Genomic DNA, 18,689 nt, shown 5'->3' on the forward strand with positions numbered 1-18,689 from the left:
TCCGGGTTGCGGTCGTAGCCGATGACCGTGTGGCCGGCCTGGCGGATGCGGGTGCGCATGTTCCCGCCCATCTTGCCGAGACCGATGAGACCGAGTTGCATGTCACGCGTTCCTTCGCTGTTCGTGGGACGAACCGTCCTCGGGGGCGGCGGCCGCGGGGGGCGCCTTGACCTCTGCCCGGAGCGCCGCGGCGTACGCCTCGTCGGGGTCGAGACGGCGGAGCTCCTCCGCGACCAGTTCCGCCGTGGTGCGGACCTTCAGGGCCAGGACGCGCGTGGGCTGCCCGGGGATGGACAGGCTCGCGACAGCGCCCTCCGGACGGTCGACAACGATGTCGCCCTGCCCGGTGCGGAGCCGGACCGCGGTGACGACGGGCCCGGCGGTGACGACCCGTTCGACCGGCACGTGCAGGCGGTCGGCGAACCAGCCGGCCAGCAGCTCGGCGCTGGGGTTGTCGGCCTCGCTCTCGATGACCGCCGAGGTGACCCGGGCACGGGCCTGATCGAGGGCGGCGGCGAGCATCGAGCGCCACGGCGTCAGCCGGGTCCACGCCAGATCGGTGTCGCCGGGCGCGTACGACGCGGCCCGCGCCGCCAGCTGCTCCAGCGGCTGCTCGACGGCGTACGCGTCGGTGATACGGCGCTGGGCGAGCACGCCCAGGGGGTCCCGCGCCGGGGCCGCGGGCGCGTCCACGGGCCACCAGACCACGACGGGGGCGTCCGGCAGCAGCAGCGGCAGGACCACCGAGTCGGCGTGCTCGGCCACCTCGCCGTACAGCCTGAGCAGCACCGCCTCGCCGGAGCCGGCGTCCGAGCCGACGCGGACCTCCGCGTCGAGGCGGGAGGCGACGCGCCGGTGCGGGGCGCGGCTCGGCCGCCTGACGACGACGAGAATGCGCGAGGGGTGCTCCTGCGAGGCCTGTTCGGCGGCCTTCAGGGAGTCGTGCGCGTTCTCCTCGTCGGTCACGATGACCATGGTCAGGACCACGCCCACGGCGGGGGATCCGATCGCGCGGCGGGCGCGCACGAGGGCCTTGTTGATGCGGCTTGCCGTGGTGTCGGTCAGATCGATCCTCATGGCCTGCGCCAGCTCCGTCCGTCTCGTGCGAGCATCTCGTCGGCTTCCGCGGGGCCCCAGCTGCCCGCGGTGTACTGCGCGGGCCTGCCGTGCCGGTCCCAGTGCCGCTCGACCGGGTCGAGGATCTTCCAGGACTCCTCGACCTCCTGGTGCCGCGGGAAGAGGTTCGCGTCGCCGAGCAGCACGTCGAGGATGAGCCGCTCGTACGCCTCCGGGCTGGACTCGGTGAAGGACTCGCCGTAGGCGAAGTCCATGGTCACGTCCCGGATCTCCATCGAGGTGCCGGGCACCTTGGAGCCGAAGCGCACCGTCACGCCCTCGTCCGGCTGGACCCGGATGACGATCGCGTTCTGGCCCAGCTCCTGAGTCGCCTTCGGGTCGAACGGGGAGTGCGGGGCGCGCTGGAAGACGACCGCGATCTCCGTGACCCGCCGGCCGAGCCGCTTGCCGGTGCGCAGGTAGAAGGGGACGCCCGCCCAGCGGCGGTTGTCGACCTCCAGCTTGATCGCGGCGTAGGTGTCCGTGGTCGACGCGGGGTCGATGCCGGTCTCCTCCAGGTAGCCGGGCACCTCCTCGCCGCCCTGCCAGCCGTGCGCGTACTGCCCGCGCACCGTGTGACCGCCGAGGTCGGCGGGGAGCTTGACCGCCCGCAGCACCTTCAGCTTCTCGGTGAGGAGCGACTCGGCGTCGAAGGCCGCGGGCTCCTCCATGGCGGTCAGCGCCAGGAGTTGCAGCAGGTGGTTCTGGATGACGTCGCGGGCGGCGCCGATCCCGTCGTAGTAGCCCGCGCGACCGCCGATGCCGATGTCCTCGGCCATGGTGATCTGCACGTGGTCCACGTACGAGCGGTTCCACACGGGCTCGAACATCGTGTTGGCGAAGCGCAGCGCCAGGATGTTCTGGACCGTCTCCTTGCCCAGGTAGTGGTCGATCCGGAACACCTGCTCCGGGGCGAAGACTTCGTGGACGAGCCCGTTGAGCTGCCGGGCGCTGTCCAGGTCGCGGCCGAACGGCTTCTCGATGACCGCCCGGCGCCACGACCCCTCGGGCGCGTCGGCGAGCCCGTGCTTCTTCAGCTGCCGTACGACCGTGGGGAAGAACTTCGGCGGCACGGAGAGGTAGAAGGCGTAGTTGCCGCTGGTCCCGCGCGAGGCGTCCAGTTCGTCGACGGTGGCGCGCAGTTGCTTGAACGCGACGTCGTCGTCGAAGTCGCCCGGGATGAAGCGCATGCCCTCCGCGAGGTGCTGCCAGACCTCCTCGCGGAACGGCGTGCGGGCGTGCTCGCGCACGGAGTCGTGCACGACCTGGGCGAAGTCCTGGTCCGCCCACTCGCGGCGGGCGAAGCCCAGGAGCGAGAAACCCGGCGGCAGCAGCCCGCGGTTGGCGAGGTCGTAGACGGCCGGCATCAGCTTCTTGCGGGACAGGTCACCGGTCACCCCGAAGATCACCAGGCCCGACGGTCCCGCGATGCGGGGCAGCCGGCGGTCGCCGGGGGCCCGCAGGGGGTTGGACCACGATGCGGCGGGTCCGGTCTCGGCCGTGCTCATTCCGCGTCGACTCCTTCGTTCAGTGCGGCACCGACCGCGGCCAGCAGGTCGTCCCAGGCGGCCTGGAACTTCGCCACGCCCTCGTCCTCCAACTGCTTCACGACCTCGCCGTAGGAGATCCCCAGCCGCTCGACCGCCGCGAGGTCGGCGCGGGCGCCGTCGTAGCGGCCGGTGACGGTGTCGCCCTCGATGCGGCCGTGGTCGGCGGTGGCGTCGAGCGTCGCCTGGGGCATGGTGTTCACCGTTCCGGGGGCGACCAGCTCGTCGACGTAGAGCGTGTCCTTGTACGCGGGGTCCTTCACGCCCGTCGAGGCCCACAGCGGGCGCTGCTCGTGGGCGCCGGCGGCGGCGAGCACGGTCCAGCGCTCCCCCGCGAAGACCTCCTGGTAGGCCTCGTACGCCAGCCGGGCGTTGGCGAGTGCCGCCCTGCCCTTGAGGCCCCTGGCTTCCTCGGTGCCGATCTTCTCCAGGCGCTTGTCGATCTCGCTGTCCACGCGGGACACGAAGAAGGACGCCACCGAATGGATCAGGGACAGGTCCAGGCCCGCGGCCTTCGCCCTCTCCAGGCCCGTCAGGTAGGCCTCCATGACCTCGCGGTAGCGCTCCAGCGAGAAGATCAGCGTGACGTTGACGCTGATGCCGAGGCCGATGACCTCCGCGATGGCCGGCAGACCCGCCTCGGTCGCCGGTATCTTGATCATCACGTTGGGGCGGTTCACCAGCCAGGCCAGCTGCTTGGCCTCGGCGACGGTGGCGGCGGTGTGGTGGGCGAGACGCGGGTCGACCTCGATCGACACCCGGCCGTCCCGGCCGCCGGTGGCGTCGTACACCGGCCGCAGCACGTCGGCGGCGTCCCGGACGTCGGCGGCGGTCATCATGCGGACCGCCTCGTCGCGGGTCACCCCGCGCACGGCCAGCTCGGCGAGTTGCTCCCGGTAGTCCTCTCCCGAGCCGATGGCGGCCTGGAAGATGGACGGATTCGTGGTGACGCCCACCACCCGCTCCGATGCCACGAGTTCGGCGAGGTCGCCGGTGGTGATCCGTCTGCGCGAGAGGTCGTCGAGCCAGATCGATACTCCCGCGGCGGCCAGGCGCCGCAACGGTTCCGCGGGAGCGGTAGCTGCTTCGTTCACTGTGATCATCTTCTTTCTGCGCTCGCATCAACCGTGGGGGCGTGCGAACGATTCCCGGTCCTCCCGGCGCCTCCCCCGGCCGGTGGAGCGCCCGGGCCGGAGGGCTGCCCGGGGGTCCGCGCAGTGCGCCTCAGAAGACCGTACACCGGTAATTTAGACTTAAACTAATCGCCCCGGTGGCGACGTCAGCCGCTGCCGGGCCGCCGGGTGGCGTAGAAGGCGACAGCCGAGGCGGCGGCCACGTTCAGGGAGTCGACACCGGCCTCCATCGGGATGCGCACGTGCTCGTCGGCGGCCCGCAGCGCCCCGGCCGACAGGCCCTCCCCCTCCGTGCCCAGCATCAGGGCCAGCCGCTCGTGCCGGCGGTCGGCGAGCTCGTCGAGTGTGATGGAACTCGCCGACAGGCACAGAGCCGCGAGCGCGAACCCGTGCTCCCGGACGAGATCCGCGTCACGCGGCCATGTCGCGAACCTGGCGTACGGAACGGCGAGGACAGCCCCCATGGACACCTTCACCGCCCGCCTGTAGAGGGGGTCCGCGCAGCGCGGGGTGAGGAGCACGGCGTCCACCCCCAGAGCGGCCGCGTTGCGGAAGGCCGCGCCCATATTGGCGTGATCGACGATGTCCTCGAAGATCGCGACACGGCGCTGCCCCGGGCCAGGGCCGGCCAACAGCTCCCGCGGATCGGGCAGTTGCTTGCGCTGCATCGACGCCAGGGCACCACGGTGCACGTGGTAGCCGGTCACCTGCTCGGCCAGGCCGGGGTCGACGGCGTACACCGGCGCGGAGACCTCGTCGATGACGTCCCGCATCACGTCGACCCACTTCGCCGTCAGCAGCATCGAGCGCATGCCGTAGCCGGCCTGCCGGGCGCGCCGGATGACCTTCTCGCCCTCCGCGATGAACAGGCCCTCCGCGGGCTCCCTGCGGCGGCGCAGCTCGACGTCGGTCAGCGACGTGTAGTCGTGCAGCCGCGGGTCGTCGGGGTCGTCGATGGTGACGATCTCAGCCACGGGGTACTACCGCCCCGTCCGGAACTCGGCGCCCACGGCCACCACCTCGCCGATCACGATCACCGCGGGCGGTCGTACGCCCTCCTCGGCGACCCGCCGGCCCACCGTGGCGAGCGTCGCGTCCACGCGCCGCTGCGCGGCCGTCGTGCCCTCCTGGACGACCGCGACAGGCGTGTCGGCGCCCCGTCCGTGCGCCACGAGCGCCGCGGCGATGGGCGCGATCCGCTCGACCGCCATCAGCAGCACCAGCGTGCCGCGCAGGCGGGCCAGCGCGGCCCAGTCCACCAGGGAACGCGGGTCCTCCGGGGCCACGTGGCCGCTCACGACGGTGAACTCGTGCGCCACGCCCCGGTGCGTCACCGGGATGCCCGCGGCGGCCGGCACGCTGATCGAACTGGAGATACCCGGCACCACCGTGCAGACGATCCCGGCCTCCGCCAGCGCCTGCGCCTCCTCCATGCCCCGGCCGAACACGAACGGGTCGCCGCCCTTCAGGCGCACGACGGCCTTGCCCGCCTTCGCGTGCTCGATCAGCGCGGCGTTGATCGCCTCCTGCGCCATCGCGCGGCCGTACGGGATCTTCGCGGCGTCGATCACCTCGACGTGCGGCGGCAGTTCGTCCAGCAGATCACGCGGGCCCAGACGGTCCGCGATCACCACGTCCGCCTCCGCGAGCAGCCGGCGACCGCGCACCGTGATCAGGTCCGGGTCGCCCGGCCCCCCGCCCACCAGCGCCACGCCCGGGGTGCGGCCCCGGTGCTGGGGCGCGGCCAGCGAACCGTCGCGCAGGCCCTCCACGATCGCGTCCCGCACCGCCGCGGACCGGCGCGGATCGCGCCCGGTCAGCACGGCGACCGTCACCCCGTCCGTCCGCCCCGTCGCGGGCGTCCACGCGGTCGCCGCGTCGGCGTCGTCGCTGCGCACGCACCACACCCGCCGCGACTCCGCCTCCGCGGACGCCGCCTCGTTCGCCTCCGCGTCGTCCGTGGCGATCAGCGCGTACCAGGCGTCCGCCAGGTCCCCCGGACGGTAGCGGCGCCGCTCCCAGCGCAGTTCGCCGGCGGCGGCCATCGCGTCCACGGACGGGGTCGCCGACGGCGACACCAGGACGACGTCCGCCCCCGCGGCCACCAGCGTCGGCAGCCGGCGCTGGGCGACCTGTCCGCCGCCCAGCACGACCACGCGGCGACCTGCGAGGCGCAGTCCGACGGGGTATGCGGGTACGGCGTCGCTGCGCTCGGCGGTCATGGTCGTGCGGCTCCTTGTCGTCGTGCGGTGCGCGCCTGCGGCGCGAGGGGGGTGGGGTTCCGCCCCTCAACCCTACGATGTGACTGGGGTGGCGTTTCTCCCCCGCCCGCCCTCCCGTGTGCCCCAGGAAGTCAGTGACCCCGGCGCCCGTTTCGTGGGGGCCGGGTGCGGGGCCTCCGGGGCTGGCCATTCTGGACAGCACATTTAGGTGCCTCCGGTACCTGCCGTTGACCACCCCGGGTCATGCACCCAAATATGCTCCACAGTCCAGAACACCCACCCCTCCGACCCCGCCCCCTCCGTAAGTTGTCGCGCCTGATCCCCGGGGGGTGGTGATAGCGGCACCGTGCCCGGGGCCGCCCGTTGGCGCAACGCAGTCCGCGGGGCCAGCCATCGCGCGGCACGCCGAAGGGGCGGAGTCAGGCAACCGCGGTCACCCGGACCGCCCACACACCCCCCTCCGGGGATCAGGCGCATGGAACTACGGAGGGGGCGGGGTCGTAGGGGTGGATGTTCTGGACGCTGCGGGATATTTGTGCGCACCATCCGGGCAGGGACGGGATGAGCAAGTGCTGGAAACGCGCGTAAATATCCCAGTCCAGGACGTGCAGCCCCGGAGGCCCCGCACCCGGCCCACCCCACACGCGCGCCGGGGCGCCCAGACCTTGCCGGGCACACGGGAGGGCGGGCGGGGAAAAAACCTAGCCGGACAGGGCCGTCAGGACTTCTCCGTGACCCCCGCGGAGTCGAACGTCGCCACCTCATGCATCGCCCGCGCAGCACTCTGCACCAACGGCAGCGCCAGCAACGCCCCCGTCCCCTCCCCCAGCCGCAGGTCGAGGTCGACCAGCGGCCGCAGCCCCAGCTTCGTGAGGGCGGCCCGGTGACCGGGCTCCGCGCTGCGGTGTCCCGCGATGCAGGCCGCGAGGACCTCCGGGGCGATGGCACGCGCCACGAGCGCGGCCGCGCCGGCGCTGACGCCGTCGAGGATGACCGGCGTCCGCAGGGACGCGGCACCGAGCAACAGGCCCACCATCGCGGCGTGTTCGAGGCCGCCGATGGCCGCGAGGACCTCGATCGGGTCGGACGGATCGGGCTGGTGGAGCTCGAGGGCCCGCCGGACGACGTCGACCTTGCGTGCGTGCATCTCGTCGTTGATGCCCGTGCCCCGCCCGGTGACCTCCGCCGGGTCGACCCCGGTGTAGACGGAGATCAGGGCCGCGGAGACGGTGGTGTTGGCGACGCCCATCTCACCGGTCAGCAGCGCCTTGTTGCCCGCGGCGACGAGATCGCGCGCGGTCTCGATGCCGACCTCGATGGCCCGCAGCACTTCCTCACGGGACATCGCGGGGCCGGCGGTGAAGTCGGCCGTGCCCGGACGCACCTTGCGCGGCAGCAGCCCGGGCGTGCTGGGAAGTTCGGAGGCGACGCCGACGTCGACGACGCAGACCTCGGCGCCCACCTGGTTGGCGAAGGCGTTGCACACGGCCCCGCCGCCCAGGAAGTTGGCGACCATCTGGGCGGTGACCTCCTGCGGCCAGGCCGTGACGCCCTGCGCGTGCACACCGTGGTCGCCGGCGAAGACGGCGACCGCGGCAGGCTCGGGGATCGGCGGGGGGCACTGCCGGGACAGGCCGCTGAGCTGCGCGGAGATGATCTCCAGCATGCCGAGCGCGCCGGCCGGCTTGGTCATCCGCTTCTGCCGCTCCCACGCCTCGCCGAGCGCCTTGGCGTCGAGCGGGCGGATGCCGCGCAGCGTCTCCTCCAGGAGGTCGTGCGGCTCCTCGCCCGGCAGGGCGCGGTTGCCGTACTCCTCCTCGTGGACGACCCAGGCCAGCGGGCGCCGCTTGGACCAGCCGGACTGCACGAGCTCCGGGTCCTCGGGGAACTCGTCGACGTAGCCGACGCACAGGTAGGCGACGACCTCCAGGTGCTCGGGGAGGCCGAGTTCGCGGACCATCTCGCGCTCGTCGAAGAAGCTGACCCAGCCGACGCCGAGGCCTTCCGCACGGGCGGCCAGCCAGAGGTTCTCGACGGCCAGTGCCGACGAGTACGGCGCCATCTGCGGCTGGGTGTAGCGGCCCAGCGTGTGGCGGCCGCCGCGGGTGGGGTCGGCGGTGACGACGATGTTGACCGGGGTGTCGAGGATCGCCTCGATCTTCAGCTCGCGGAACTGCTTGGCGCGCCCCTTGGGGAGGGACTTGGCGTAGGCGTCGCGCTGCTGCATGGCGAGTTCGTGCATGCGCTGCCGGGTCTCGGCGGAGCGGATGACGACGAAGTCCCAGGGCTGGGAGTGGCCGACGCTGGGCGCGGTGTGGGCCGCCTCCAGGACACGGATCAGCACCTCGTGCGGGATGGGGTCGTTCCGGAAGCCGTTGCGGATGTCGCGGCGTTCGCGGATGACGCGGTGGACGGCGTCCCGTACGGCGGGGTCGTAGCCCTCGGCCACGGGGAGCTGCGGCTCCGGGGCGTCCTCGTCCTCAGGGGGCTCCGGGGATTCGGCGGCCTCGACGGCGTCCGCGGCGTCCGCGGCTTCCACCGCCTCCACGGTTTCCGCGTCGGCGGACACGACGGGCTCGACCGGCTCGCCGGGCCCGGCGGGTTCCACCGGCTCGGGCATCACGGCGGCCGGGGCGGCATCCGTGACCTCGGCGATCTCCACGACCTCGACGACCTCGACGACCTCCGCCACCGGCTCGGGGACGACGGTCTCGGGGACGACGGTCTCGGGCTCCATGCCGAACGGCAGCGGCTCGTCCGGGGATTCCACCGGCTCGGGCTCCGCCACGACCGGCTCGGGCAGCGCCTCCGCGACCGGCTCGGGCGCCGGCGCCGGAGCGGGTACCACCACGACCTCCTCCGCCTGCGGCGCGGCGGGGGCGGGCGGCGTGAACGGCGTCTCCACGGGCTCCGGCGCCGACCAGGCGGCCCCCGGGGCGGGCACCGCGACGGACGGCTCGTCGCGCGGGATGTCCAGATACTCGGGGCCGGTCGTCGGCGGCCCGGCCTGACGCAGCGGGGTCTCGACGGACGGCGGCACCGGCGCGAGCGGGGTCGTCGCGACGGGCGTCTCCGGTACCGGCTGCACCGCCACCGCGGGCGGCGGCGTGGCCGGCACGGGCTGCGGGGCGGGCGTCGCCGGCCCGCGGTCGGCCAGGGACCGTACGACACCCCCGCCGTTGGACGGGTCCGGGATGGGCGGGCCCATGTGCAGCGGCCGCCGGACGGGTGCCGGTGCGGCCGGGACCTGCTCCTGGAACGCCTGCGGGGCCTCCGGCACGACCGGCTCCGGCGTCAGGGTCTCGAGCGCGGGCGCGGGCGCGGGGGCCGGGACGACTGGCTCCACCGGGACGCCCTGCGGCTGCTCGGCCGCCACCGTGCCCGGCATGGGGACACCGGCGGGCGGTGTCGCCGAGGCCCGCACGGCGGAGTAGTCGAGGGAGACCGAGTCGCGGCCGCCGCTCTCGTGGGCGTCGTGCTCATGAGGACCGCCGGGCAGCGGCTCGTGGACCTGTACGTGGGTCTCGTGCGCCATCGGGGCGGGTTCGGCCATGGGGGCCGGCGCGACCGGGACACCGGCGGGCGCGACGGGCGGCGGCGGCACCGGCTGCGGGTCGGCCCACGACCCCTGCAGTCCGGGCATCAGCAGCATCTCCTCGTCCTCGTCGGCGACCGCGGGGCCCGCCGGCTGGTCGAGGTAGGCGTATGCGGCGGGCGGAACCGGCGCGTTCAGCGGGTCGGTCTCCCAGGTCGGGACGACCGGCTGCTGCGCACCGCTGCCGGGAAGGCCGGGAAGGTCGGCGTGCGGCTGCAGAACCGCTTCTCCGCCTGCGTTCTCCGGCAGTCCCTCACCCGGGACCTGGCCGGTGTCAGTCATGCGTGCCCCTCGCCCATCGGTTCGCTCCTTCCAACGCTGCGCCGCACACACTGCCCACAGCAAGAACGAGCGTGGGCTGCAAGCGGCACGTCGGCGGGGAGTGACCGATACTGATCGATACTGATCAGCCCTCAGTCGACGTCAACGCACGACGACGGCACAGCGGTCCGCCAGCCTACCGTGCGTGTGCCCGCGCGTGCTCAGCGGGGGTTCACCTCAAACCGGTCGCAATACGGGCGCAACACATGGCCTACCTGCGGTGGCCGAGGAGCGCGAACACCACCGTGCGCTCCCGCTCCGTCCAGTCCGAGTCCAGCTCCACAGCCTGCAACAACGCGCATTCGACGGCGTATCCGCCCTCTTCCAGAGCGCTTCTGACGGCTTCTGCCTCGTCCCGGTTCGCGGCACTCGCGGCGATCCGTTCCGGCCGGCGCGCGGCGCACGCCTCGACGACCTCCGCTCCGCCGCCGCCTATCCGCACGATGTCCGGTTCCGGAAGGTCCTCGAGGACCTCCGGCGCCTCGCCGTGCACGACGCGCACCTGCACCCCGAAGTCCCGTGCCGTGGCCTCGACGCGGTCGCAGGCCGCCGCGTCCCGGTCGACCGCGATGACGGCCGCGCCGAAGCGCGCGGCCTCCACGGCGACGGCGCCGCCGCCCGCGCCGATGTCCCAGACCAGGTCGCCGGTGCGCGGTCCGAGCCGGGCCAGTTGAAGAGCGCGCAGTTGCGCCGGGCCGTCCACCGGCGCGTACCGCTCGGTGGGAAGGGCCCAGCCGCGGACCCGGTCCGCGGGAGCGGGGTCGCCGCCGGCCAGCCAGCTCGCCTGCCCGGAGGCGACGGGCGGCGCGCTGGGGGCGGCACCGACGACCAGGACGACGTTGGGGTCGCGCCAGGTGTGGTCGGGGACCTTGTCGGAGGTGAGGACGGTGACCTGCTCCTGCTCGGTGCCCAGCGCCTCGCAGATCACGAAGGTGCGGTGCTCGTCGCCGAGCAGCAGGGCGAGTTCGGCCGGACCGGCGCCGGGCGCGGTCAGCACCGCGACCTTGGGGTGGGCGCGGCAGACGTTCACGGCGCGGCGCAGGGTGCGCGCGTGCGCGACGACGACCCGTGCGTCGTCCCACGGCATGCCGGCCCGCGCGAAGGCCTGCGCCACCGACGTCACGCCGGGGACGACCTCCACCTCCAGGCCGTGCTCGGGTGCGCGCAGGGCGCGTACGACGCCGAAGAACCCGGGGTCGCCGTCGGCGAGCACGACCGCGGTGCCGCGATGCCGGGCGATGCGGCGGGCGGCCAGGTCGATGCTGCCGAGCACGATCCGCTCGGCCTCCTCCGGCACGAAGGGCAGTGCGAGGTGGTGCCGTGTTCCGGCCACCAGGGTCGCCGCGGCCAGCGCGGAGCGCGCGGCCTCGCCCGGTGGTGAGCCGTCCCACCCGATCACGGTGACACGGTCGGCCATCGTCGTCCTGCCTTCTGGGCGCGTCGCGGTGTGGTTTCCCGGGGCACGTCTTCCCCGGGGTGTGCACAGTACCCCGCCCCGGATCTTGCCCTACGGGGTGCTCACTGCCAGTCGGCGTAGGCCGCGTAGTCCGAGCCGTCCGAGGCGCGTCCGGTCAGGCCGTCGAGGTCCTCGGGGAGCAGGCTCCAGACGATCAGGTCGGTGCGGATCTGCTCCCAGCGGCCGTCGGCCTCCCCCTCGGGCCGCACGCGGACCAGGCCCGCGTTGCGCAGCACGCCCTCGCTGACGCAGCCGATCCGCTGGGCGACCTGCTGGGAGGCGGCGTTGTCGGCGGCGGTGCGCAGTTCCAGCCGCTCGAACTTCTGGTCGTCGAAGAGCCACTGGGCGGCGGCCAGCACGGCCTCGGCGGCGTATCCCTCGCCGCGTGCCCAGGGCGCGATGACGTAGCCCGCCTCGGCGCTGCGGATGCGCCAGTCGGCGCGCTGCAGGTGGACGGTGCCGACCAGCCGCTGGGTGAGGAACTCGGTCACGGCGAAGACGACCCCGCGGCCGGCGGCCCGCTCGGCGGGGGCGGTCTCGGTGAGGAAGGCCCGGGAGTCGGCCTCGCTGTAGGGGTGCGGCACGGAGGTCCACGCGACCACGGACTCGTCGTTCATCATCTCCGCCTGCGCGGGGATGTCCGCCTCCTCGTAGGGGCGCAGCACCAGCCGCTCCGTACTGATGGAGATCTCCGGAAAGCTGGTCATTCGACGCTCCGTAGCAAGGACATGTGTGAAGTGCACAGCATGCAGCATCCATCGGGTCACCCGCAGGACCGGGTGGCCGCGGTGGCCCTGCGGCCGTCGGTCAAGGGTACGGGCAACCACCCCCGCGACGAGCGCAGTTGGCATGCTGTTCTTCGGCTTTTCCGCAGGTCCGCTCCCCCTGTGGTCATACGGTCCTGCTAGCGTCTGCCCGCGTGACGGTGCACCACGCAGCAGGAGTCGGATATCAGCGGGCGGCGGGTGTCTACGAGCGGTCGCGGCCCTCGTACCCCATGGCTGCCCTGGCCGAGTTGGCGGAGGCGCTGGCCCTCGAGGCCGGGCGCACCGTCATCGACCTCGGTGCCGGCACCGGCAAGTTCACCCGGCTGCTGGCGCTGACCGGGGCCGAGGTGGTCGCGGTGGAGCCGGTGGCGGAGATGCGGGACCGGCTCGCGGGGCTGCGGCTGCCGAAGGTGCGGGTCACGGCCGGCACCGCGGAGTCGACCGGGCTGCCCGACGGGTGCGCGGACGTGGTGGTGGCGGCGCAGTCGTGGCACTGGTTCCAGGAGGACGAGGCGCTGGCCGAGGTGGAACGGCTGCTGCGGCCGGGCGGGTCGCTGGCGCTGGTGTGGAACACCTACGACACCTCCGTGCCGTGGGTGCGGGACTACCAGGACATCGTCTTCCGGCTCGCGCCGCGGGACCTGCCGAGCCCGCTGGACGGCGGCTGGCGCAAGGCCTTCGCCGACCGGGAGGGCTGGTCGCAGGTGTACGAGCGGCACTGGCCCAACCCGTACTCGACGACGGTGTCGGACGTGGTGGAGCGCATGACGTCCTCCAGCCACATCGCGGTGATGGACCCCGCGGAGCAGGAGCGCGTGCGCGCGGAGGTCGAGGCGGTGCTCGCCGGTCACGACGCGACGCGGGGCAGGGGCGCCATCGAGATGCCGTACACGACCGATGCGTACTGGGTGCGCCGGCTCTGAGGCCGCGCGGCCGTGGCTGTCGGTGCCGCCCTGTTGAATGGGCGGATGGACACGGACCGGCTCAGGGGCTTCTGCCTCGGTTTCAACGGCGTGAGCGAGGAGAACCCGTTCCCGCGCAACGCGGAGGTGACCGTCTTCAAGGTCGGCGGGAAGATCTTCGCGATCAGCGCGCTGGGCGGTGAACCGCTCCAGGTGAGCCTGAAGTGCGATCCCGAACTGGCGGTGCGGCTGCGCGCGGAGCACGCGGCGATCGCCCCCGGCTGGCACCTGAACAAGCGCCACTGGAACACCGTCACTCTGGACGGCTCGCTGCCCGACCGCCTGGTGCGCGAGATGATCGAGGACTCGTACGACCTGATCGTGTCCCGGCTGCCCCGGGCCGAGCAGCTGCGGCTGGACTGGGCGGGAGCGACGGCGGACCCGGACCGCGGGGGCGGCACACGGTGACACGGTGCCGCCCCCGCCTGGGCGCGCGAGGGCTCAGAAGGAGGGGATCACGGAGCCGGCGTAGGTGTCCTCGATGAACTTCTTCACCTCGGGAGAGGTGAGCAGCTTCTTGAGCTTGAGCACCCGCGGGTCCTTCTCGTTGCCCTCCTTGACGGCGAGGAAGTTGCCGTAGGGGTTGTTCTTCGCGGACTCCAGGACCAGGGCGTCCTGGGCGGGCTTGAGGCCTGCGGAGATGGCGTAGTTGCCGTTGATGACGGCGGCGTCGACGTCGTCCAGGGAGCGCGGCAGCTGGGCCGCCTCCAGCTCCTTGAACTTCAGGTTCTTCGGGTTGCCGGTGACGTCGGCGGGGGTGGCCTCGTTGCCGACGCCGTCCTTGAGGGTGATCAGGCCGTTGGCCGCGAGCAGTTCGAGGCCGCGGGCCTCGTTCACCGCGTCGTTGGCGAGGGCTATGGTCGCACCGCTCCTGATGGCGTCGGCGGACTTCAGCTTGCTGGAGTACAGGCCCAGCGGCTCCAGGTGGACGGTGACGACGGGCACGATGTGGGTGCCCTTCTTCTTGTTGAAGTCGTCCAGGTAGGGCTGGTTCTGGAAGTAGTTGGCGTCGACGTCACCGTCCTCGGTCGCGGTGTTCGGCGTCACGTAGTCGCTGAACTCCTTGACCTCCAGCTTGAGTCCGGCCTTGGCGGCCAGGTTCTTCTTGATGAAGTCCAGGATCTCCGCGTGCGGGACCGGGCTCGCGGCGACGACGAGCGGGTCGCTCGCGCTGTCCTTGGTGGAGCCGGAGTCCGAGCCGCAGGCGGCCAGGCCGAGGGCGAGACCGGTGGCGGCCAGGACAGCAGTGGTGATCTTGACAGGGGTACGCACGAAAAGTGCCTTTCTGAGCGGTGTCGGTGGTGCGGGTGTCAGGAGGTCTCGGGGGCGGCGGCCCGGCGCAGCAGGCGCAGCCGGGGGGCGACGGAGGCGCGGCCGCGGTGCGAGACGCCGCGGGCGCTGAGGTCGCCGATCAACTGGACGCCGGTGACGATCACGACGAGGACGGCCAGCGTCACGTTCATCAGCCCGGTCTCGAAGCGCTGGTAGCCGTAGCGGACGGCGAGGTCGCCGAGGCCGCCGCCACCGATGAGCCCGGCCATGGCCGAGTAGCCGATCAGGGCGATGACGGTGGTGGTCGCGGCGGAGATCAGCGCGGGCAGCGACTCCGGCAGGAGGGTCTTGCGTACGACGGTCCAGGTGCTGCCGCCCATCGCCTGGACGGCCTCGACGAGACCGGAGTCCACTTCGCGGACGGCGATCTCCACCAGCCGGGCGAAGAACGGGATCGCGCCGATCGACAGCGGGACGATCATCGCCTCGGGACCGATCGTGGTGCCGACCAGGGACTTGGTGAACGGCATCAGGTAGATCATGAGGATCACGAAGGGCAGCGACCGGATCACGTTGACCACGGCGCCCAGTGCCTTGGAGAACACGCCGTTGGCGAGCAGTCCGCCGCGGTCGGTCAGTACGAGCAGCACGCCGAGCGGCAGGCCGCCCGCGACGGATATCAGCGTGGACCAGCCGACCATGACCAGCGTTTCCCCGCAGGCCTGCGACAGCAGGGGCTGCATCTCGGACCAGGTCACTTCGCGGCCCCCTCGACCCGCTCGGCCCGCTCGGCGGCGGTCGCCGGCGCGACGTCGACCTGCAGGCCCTTCTCGCGCAGGAAGCCGATCGGCACCACGTTGTCCTCGAAGGCGCCGGGGAGTTCGATGCGCATCCGGCCGACCTGGCGCCCGGCGACGGTCTCCAGCGCGGCGCCGAGCACCGAGATGTCGATGTTGTAGGTGCGCGAGAGCTGCGAGATGACCGGTTCGGTCGCGGCCTCCCCGTGGAAGGTGAGGTCGACGACGGTGCGGTCCCGCCCGGACGGTTCACCGCCGACCGGGAACAGCTCGTGGGCGAGTTCGGAACCGGGAGTGGCGAGCAGGTCGGTGACCTTGCCTGATTCCACGATCCGGCCTCCCTTCATCAGTGCGGCGGAGTCGCAGACCGCCTTGACGACCTCCATCTCGTGCGTGATCAGCAGCACGGTCAGGCCGAGCTGCTGGTTGAGGTCGCGCAGCAGTTGGAGGATCGAGCGGGTGGTCTCCGGGTCCAGGGCGGAGGTGGCCTCGTCGGAGAGCAGCACCTTCGGGTCTCCGGCCAGGGCGCGGGCGATGCCGACGCGCTGCTTCTGGCCGCCGGACAGCTGGGCGGGGTAGGCGCGCGCCTTGTCGGCGAGCCCCACGAGGTCGAGCAGTTCGCGGGCCTTGGCCGTACGCTGCCGTCCGGAGACGCCGAGGATCTCCAGCGGGAGTTCGACGTTGTCCTGGACGGTGCGCGAGGACAGCAGGTTGAAGTGCTGGAAGACCATGCCGATGCGGCCGCGGGCGGCGCGCAGGGCGGAACCGGCGCGCGGCGAGCGGCCGGCCAGCGCGGTGAGGTCCTGCCCGGCGACCTCGACGGTGCCCGAGGTGGGCCGTTCCAGCAGGTTGACGCACCGGATGAGGGTGCTCTTGCCCGCGCCGCTGCGGCCGACGACGCCGAACACCTCGCCTTCGCGGACATGCAGGTCGACGCCGTCGAGGGCCACCGTGTCCCGGCCGTGGGAACGGTAGACCTTGGTCAGGCCCGTTGTGGTGATCACTGGGGATTCCGTCACTGTCGAGTGCGCGGCACGCAAAAGCCGCGCACGGGGGCGAATTCACGATCGGCAGGCATGGCTGCGCCCCGGAGGGGGCGTGGGGAGAGTCAGCAGCGCGTGCCGGGCGGCTGGGGGTCGTGCGTCAGCCGGCAGCGGCAAAGGGACAGCTGCGGTTCCATGTCCAGGTCCATCGGGGTGTGCGATCCGTGGCAGGAGGGGCGGGTCTCACTTCGGGGCGCGAGACTCAGATGGCGTGGGCCCTCAGCGTGCACACATTCGACACATACGACGAACACCGGGCGTCATCGCCTCGGTCGCGCGGCAGCGGCGGTTCGTCGTGGTCATGCGCACCAGTAAAGCAGACCGCCGAACGGCGTACCAATATCCGGTCCCGCTGTCCGCGATGCGGACAGGCCGGGGGGTGGGATCCGGTCGTTCCCGACCGTAATAGAGTCGCGCCATGCTCGACGTCCTCACGATCGTGGTCTCCGCCACGGCGCTGCTGCTGGCCGCCTGGTGCGGTTTCGCTGCCTTCCGGGACCAGCCGACCAAGGACTGGCACTTCATCGGCATGGCCGTGGTGGCCGTGCTGGCACTCGCCCAGCTGGTGATCGGCGTGATCAAGGTCTCGACGGGCGGGAAGCCGGTCGACGGGACGACGATCTTCTTCGCCTATCTGATCGGGGCGGCCTGCACGGTGCCGGCGGCGGCCTTCATGTCGCTGACCGAGCGCACCCGCTGGGGCTCGGCGATCGTGGCCGCGGGCGGGCTCATCCTGGCCGTGCTGGAAGTGCGGCTGTACGACATCTGGGGAGGCGTCAGTGCCTGAGACCGCCGAGGGGACCGCGCCGGAGGCCGCGTCCGGCACCGGCGCCAAGGGGATCGGCCGCGGCCCGGGACGCCTGCTGCTGTCCCTGTACGGGGTGTTCACGGTCGCCGCGCTGTCCCGCGCGATCGTGCAGATCGTCCTGCAGTTCGACGAGGCGCCGCTGGCCTACCTGCTCTCCCTGCTCGCCGGGATCGTGTACGCGGTGATCACGGTGGCGCTGTGGCGCGGCGGCGAGGGCGCCCGGAAGGTGGCCCTGGTCAGCTGCACGCTGGAGCTGATCGGCGTACTGACCGTGGGCACGCTGACGCTGGTGGACTCCTCGGCCTTCCCCGACCAGACGGTGTGGTCGGACTACGGCATGGGCTATGTGTTCCTGCCCGTGGTGATCCCGGTCAGCGGCCTTCTGTGGCTGCGCCGGGCGGCGCAGCCACAGAAGGCCTCCTGATCCGCGCTCAGGCGCTGGCGGCGTACGTCTGCGCCGCCGGCTTCTCCATGTGCACCAGGCTCAGCCGGCCGCTGACCGGCTCGGCCGTGCCCACCTGCGCGTAGCCGAGCTTGCGGTACAGCCGCAGGTTGAACTCGCTGCGGTGACCGGTGAACAGGCGGTAGCGCTTGGCCTGGAGATCGTCGGCCAGCCGTTCCTCGATGGCCCGCAGCAGCCGGCCGCCGAGGCCGTGCCGCTGCATGCGCGGGTGGACGATCAGTTTGGCGATGCTGGCGGTGCCGTCCTCGTCGACCGCGCCGCGGACCGAGCCGACCACCTCCTCGCCGAGCCTGGCCACCAGGACCGTGCCCTGCGTGAGCTCCGCGCGCAGCGCGTCGAGGGTCTGCGTCAACGGTTCGATGCCGTAGTCGCCGTAAAGCTCCGCCTCGCTCTGGTAGCACAGGTATTGCAGTTTGAGGATCTTTTCGGCGTCTTCGCCCATCGCGGTAGAGATGGTCACGCTCATGCCCATGTGCGCTGGCCTCCCCTTCGAGTCGCCCGGGCGCACAAGGGGTGAGGGGGCGCCCAGGACGTTGCCCTGACTGGAACCGGAAACACGGCGCGGCCGCGCACAAGCGCCCTGTCGCCGACTGTTTACGGTGCATTACCCCGTCGTACGGGAGATGCAACCCCGGTTGCGAGGATCGTACGCAGGCAACTCAGGCAGCGGGAACGGAGCGGACCCAGACTGCCCTGTGAGATTCCCAACTCCCGGGAGATTTCACGGTAAGTGAGGTCGGAACGGGAGATCAGGGCGGATACCAGCTCAGGGCAGCGCCCCGGCAGCCGGCCCACGGCGGCCAGCAGGGCGCGGCGCCGCTCGGCGGCGAGCACCTGCTGTTCCGCGGTGGGCGCCTGCGCCGCGGCGTGCGCCCCCAGCACACCCGGAGCCAGCGACGTCTCGTGGCGGGCGTGCCGTCCGGCGAGCCGGGCCTCGGCACGCACCGCGCGGCGCAGCCAGGCCGAGGGGTCGGCGGGCGGTTCGGGGAGCTCCAGCAGGCGCAGCCACACGGACTGCTCGAGGTCGGCGGCCTCGACGGCGCCGGGTACGGATTCGGCCGCGGCCTCGGCGGCGAGCAGCGGCCGGATGCCGGCCAGTTCGTCGTGTCGTACGTGAGCGGTCATGTCCGGCGGGACACCCGTGCCGCGCGGGGTGGTTGCCCCCTGGCCGGGGAACCACCCGTGCG

Annotated in this window: 18 protein-coding genes; 4 read left to right on the forward strand and 14 right to left on the reverse strand. The window is 72.5% G+C overall.

What is annotated here, in order from left to right:
* The 9 genes from ACIP98_RS17060 to ACIP98_RS17100 form a co-directional block, all read right to left on the reverse strand.
* Positions 1-101 (reverse strand): NAD(P)-binding domain-containing protein (locus ACIP98_RS17060; protein WP_401976836.1); only part of this gene is annotated, 101 nt, incomplete at its 3' end.
* 1 nt (position 102) lies between these two features.
* The gene (gene opcA / locus ACIP98_RS17065; RefSeq protein WP_319665458.1) at positions 103-1,077 is read right to left on the reverse strand and encodes a glucose-6-phosphate dehydrogenase assembly protein OpcA; all 975 of its coding nucleotides are present in this window, start codon (positions 1,075-1,077) and stop codon (positions 103-105) included.
* Positions 1,074-2,624, reverse strand: a complete 1,551-nt coding sequence (zwf, locus tag ACIP98_RS17070) for a glucose-6-phosphate dehydrogenase (RefSeq protein ID WP_319665459.1) — start codon at positions 2,622-2,624, stop codon at positions 1,074-1,076. Before zwf ends, opcA begins: the two co-directional genes overlap by 4 nt.
* On the reverse strand, positions 2,621-3,766 hold the full coding sequence (gene tal, locus ACIP98_RS17075) for a transaldolase (protein ID WP_401976599.1): 1,146 nt from the start codon (positions 3,764-3,766) through the stop codon (positions 2,621-2,623). Before tal ends, zwf begins: the two co-directional genes overlap by 4 nt.
* A gap of 176 nt (positions 3,767-3,942) precedes the next feature.
* A complete protein-coding gene (locus tag ACIP98_RS17080; RefSeq protein WP_319665461.1) occupies positions 3,943-4,770 on the reverse strand; it encodes an RNA methyltransferase in 828 nt (275 codons plus the stop codon).
* A gap of 6 nt (positions 4,771-4,776) precedes the next feature.
* Positions 4,777-6,018 (reverse strand): uroporphyrinogen-III C-methyltransferase, encoded by a 1,242-nt coding sequence (gene cobA / locus ACIP98_RS17085; RefSeq protein WP_401976601.1) that lies wholly within the window; start codon positions 6,016-6,018, stop codon positions 4,777-4,779.
* A 718-nt stretch (positions 6,019-6,736) separates the two neighbouring features.
* Entirely contained in the window at positions 6,737-9,895 is a 3,159-nt protein-coding gene (cobT, locus tag ACIP98_RS17090) for a nicotinate-nucleotide--dimethylbenzimidazole phosphoribosyltransferase (protein WP_401976603.1), read from the reverse strand.
* 250 nt (positions 9,896-10,145) lie between these two features.
* A complete protein-coding gene (gene cbiE, locus ACIP98_RS17095; RefSeq protein WP_319665464.1) occupies positions 10,146-11,351 on the reverse strand; it encodes a precorrin-6y C5,15-methyltransferase (decarboxylating) subunit CbiE in 1,206 nt (401 codons plus the stop codon).
* 101 nt (positions 11,352-11,452) lie between these two features.
* Positions 11,453-12,097, reverse strand: coding sequence for a GNAT family N-acetyltransferase (locus ACIP98_RS17100; protein WP_319665465.1), 645 nt, complete (start codon positions 12,095-12,097; stop codon positions 11,453-11,455).
* A 212-nt stretch (positions 12,098-12,309) separates the two neighbouring features.
* Between ACIP98_RS17100 and ACIP98_RS17105 the strand changes: the two genes are divergently transcribed.
* Both ACIP98_RS17105 and ACIP98_RS17110 read left to right on the forward strand, forming a co-directional pair.
* The gene (locus ACIP98_RS17105; protein WP_319665466.1) at positions 12,310-13,080 is read left to right on the forward strand and encodes a methyltransferase domain-containing protein; all 771 of its coding nucleotides are present in this window, start codon (positions 12,310-12,312) and stop codon (positions 13,078-13,080) included.
* A 45-nt stretch (positions 13,081-13,125) separates the two neighbouring features.
* Positions 13,126-13,527 (forward strand): MmcQ/YjbR family DNA-binding protein, encoded by a 402-nt coding sequence (locus ACIP98_RS17110; protein ID WP_319665467.1) that lies wholly within the window; start codon positions 13,126-13,128, stop codon positions 13,525-13,527.
* Positions 13,528-13,560: 33 nt separating this feature from the next.
* Here the strand turns inward: ACIP98_RS17110 and ACIP98_RS17115 are convergent, their stop codons facing one another.
* The 3 genes from ACIP98_RS17115 to ACIP98_RS17125 are packed head-to-tail and all read right to left on the reverse strand — an operon-like array spanning position 13,561 to position 16,192.
* Positions 13,561-14,391, reverse strand: a complete 831-nt coding sequence (locus ACIP98_RS17115; RefSeq protein WP_319665468.1) for a MetQ/NlpA family ABC transporter substrate-binding protein — start codon at positions 14,389-14,391, stop codon at positions 13,561-13,563.
* Between the two features lie 38 nt (positions 14,392-14,429).
* Positions 14,430-15,149, reverse strand: a complete 720-nt coding sequence (locus tag ACIP98_RS17120) for a methionine ABC transporter permease (protein ID WP_401976608.1) — start codon at positions 15,147-15,149, stop codon at positions 14,430-14,432.
* Positions 15,146-16,192 (reverse strand): methionine ABC transporter ATP-binding protein, encoded by a 1,047-nt coding sequence (locus ACIP98_RS17125; RefSeq protein ID WP_401976611.1) that lies wholly within the window; start codon positions 16,190-16,192, stop codon positions 15,146-15,148. Before ACIP98_RS17125 ends, ACIP98_RS17120 begins: the two co-directional genes overlap by 4 nt.
* A gap of 457 nt (positions 16,193-16,649) precedes the next feature.
* Between ACIP98_RS17125 and ACIP98_RS17130 the strand changes: the two genes are divergently transcribed.
* Both ACIP98_RS17130 and ACIP98_RS17135 read left to right on the forward strand, forming a co-directional pair.
* Complete coding sequence (locus tag ACIP98_RS17130; protein ID WP_319665471.1) at positions 16,650-17,018, forward strand: hypothetical protein; 369 nt, start codon at positions 16,650-16,652, stop codon at positions 17,016-17,018.
* Positions 17,011-17,463, forward strand: coding sequence for a hypothetical protein (locus tag ACIP98_RS17135; RefSeq protein ID WP_401976614.1), 453 nt, complete (start codon positions 17,011-17,013; stop codon positions 17,461-17,463). The genes ACIP98_RS17130 and ACIP98_RS17135 overlap by 8 nt, the downstream gene beginning before the upstream one ends.
* A 7-nt stretch (positions 17,464-17,470) precedes the next feature.
* On the opposite strand, the gene ACIP98_RS17140 is transcribed toward ACIP98_RS17135, so the two are convergent.
* Positions 17,471-17,974 carry a GNAT family N-acetyltransferase gene (locus ACIP98_RS17140; protein ID WP_319665473.1) on the reverse strand — a complete coding sequence of 168 codons (504 nt, stop codon included), beginning with the start codon at positions 17,972-17,974 and terminating at the stop codon, positions 17,471-17,473.
* Positions 17,975-18,096: 122 nt separating this feature from the next.
* On the reverse strand, positions 18,097-18,627 hold the full coding sequence (locus tag ACIP98_RS17145) for a sigma-70 family RNA polymerase sigma factor (protein WP_401976617.1): 531 nt from the start codon (positions 18,625-18,627) through the stop codon (positions 18,097-18,099).
* Positions 18,628-18,689 lie beyond the last annotated feature (62 nt).

This window comes from Streptomyces sp. NPDC088354 (assembly GCF_044753585.1).
In the GTDB taxonomy this organism is placed as follows: Bacteria; Actinomycetota; Actinomycetes; order Streptomycetales; family Streptomycetaceae; genus Actinacidiphila.

What these genes read in the sequence shown, in the direction of transcription:
- opcA (WP_319665458.1), bottom strand. Translation starts at nt 1,077, where the DNA reads ATGAGGATCGATCTGACCGACACCACGGCAAGCCGCATCAACAAGGCC.
- zwf (WP_319665459.1), bottom strand. Translation starts at nt 2,624, where the DNA reads ATGAGCACGGCCGAGACCGGACCCGCCGCATCGTGGTCCAACCCCCTG.
- tal (WP_401976599.1), bottom strand. Translation starts at nt 3,766, where the DNA reads ATGATCACAGTGAACGAAGCAGCTACCGCTCCCGCGGAACCGTTGCGG.
- cobA (WP_401976601.1), bottom strand. Translation starts at nt 6,018, where the DNA reads ATGACCGCCGAGCGCAGCGACGCCGTACCCGCATACCCCGTCGGACTG.
- cobT (WP_401976603.1), bottom strand. Translation starts at nt 9,895, where the DNA reads ATGACTGACACCGGCCAGGTCCCGGGTGAGGGACTGCCGGAGAACGCA.
- cbiE (WP_319665464.1), bottom strand. Translation starts at nt 11,351, where the DNA reads ATGGCCGACCGTGTCACCGTGATCGGGTGGGACGGCTCACCACCGGGC.
- ACIP98_RS17100 (WP_319665465.1), bottom strand. Translation starts at nt 12,097, where the DNA reads ATGACCAGCTTTCCGGAGATCTCCATCAGTACGGAGCGGCTGGTGCTG.
- ACIP98_RS17110 (WP_319665467.1), top strand. Translation starts at nt 13,126, where the DNA reads ATGGACACGGACCGGCTCAGGGGCTTCTGCCTCGGTTTCAACGGCGTG.
- ACIP98_RS17130 (WP_319665471.1), top strand. Translation starts at nt 16,650, where the DNA reads ATGCTCGACGTCCTCACGATCGTGGTCTCCGCCACGGCGCTGCTGCTG.
- ACIP98_RS17140 (WP_319665473.1), bottom strand. Translation starts at nt 17,974, where the DNA reads ATGGGCATGAGCGTGACCATCTCTACCGCGATGGGCGAAGACGCCGAA.
- ACIP98_RS17145 (WP_401976617.1), bottom strand. Translation starts at nt 18,627, where the DNA reads ATGACCGCTCACGTACGACACGACGAACTGGCCGGCATCCGGCCGCTG.